The organism is Lonsdalea iberica (genome assembly GCF_002111585.1).
Taxonomy (GTDB): domain Bacteria; phylum Pseudomonadota; class Gammaproteobacteria; order Enterobacterales; family Enterobacteriaceae; genus Lonsdalea; species Lonsdalea iberica.
Genome location: NZ_LUTP01000122.1, coordinates 1 through 902, shown reverse-complemented (window position 1 = coordinate 902; position 902 = coordinate 1). Strand labels below are relative to the sequence as shown.

Here is a 902-nt window from a genome sequence, read left to right as displayed (position 1 = left end):
TGTTGGGTGGGTTGAATAACTACGCTTATGCGCCGAACCCCTTGACTTGGATCGATCCGTTGGGATTAACCCCATGTAAGCCAACAAAAAGATTACCCGATGCAGAACCCGGGCAATATAACTATAGAGGGATACATAAAGGCCATCCTGAATGGAATAATGCTATGAAAGGAAAAGTGGTTCCGGGTAATGTGAACTCTAAACTATCAGCAGAAGAGCATAATCTCGGTGGTTTTTCGGCAAATAGTCCTTACACTTCATGGACAGATGATCCAAATATTGCGCGAAGATTCGCAGGTAAAGATGGTGTTATCTTAAGAGTTAAAACAGGAGCTCCTAAGTCTGGTGATACGTGGTCATGGGATATATCTATTGATGACTATTTTGAAAGGGAAATATTACTTAAAGGTATCCGGAGTGGTGACGTGGAGGTGTTCTTACCATGAAAGAATTTAATGAGTTATCTTTATTGGAAGAATTTTCACCAAATGAGATTAAAAATGAAGTATTTTCCTCTGAGTTGCTGTTTTCAAAATTTTATCAAAGAAATAAAGATGATGAACTGCGAGAATTAAAAATTCACATTGAGAACGCTAAAGATACAGGACTGTCTATTGTTGGTGGTGAAGTATCCGTTAATGCACTCTCAAAATTAAACAGTGAAACAATTAGCATTCTAGCGGGTAAAAATAAACTTTACTTCTTTAAATTATATATAAGTAAAGAAAGCCAAAAGCTTATATGCTTTATATTAATAAAACGCAGGAAGCGAACAGAAGAGGAAACGCTATCTTTGGTAAGAAAATTAGGAATTAAAAATTTATCACTTAAATAAACAAAACCGGAAGCGATCTTAACGATCCTTCCGGCTTTTTATTACCCATTGCCTAAAGGTTAATCCC

General features: G+C 36.4%; 1 protein-coding gene and 1 pseudogene. Both read left to right on the top strand.

Going from position 1 to position 902, the window contains the following annotated elements; all coding sequences use genetic code 11:
* Nucleotides 1–446, top strand: a pseudogene (locus AU511_RS17010) (hypothetical protein); the annotation flags it as partial.
* The gene (locus AU511_RS17005) at nucleotides 443–835 is read left to right on the top strand and encodes a hypothetical protein (RefSeq protein WP_094110374.1); all 393 of its coding nucleotides are present in this window, start codon (nucleotides 443–445) and stop codon (nucleotides 833–835) included. The pseudogene AU511_RS17010 and the gene AU511_RS17005, both read left to right, overlap by 4 nt.
* Nucleotides 836–902 lie beyond the last annotated feature (67 nt).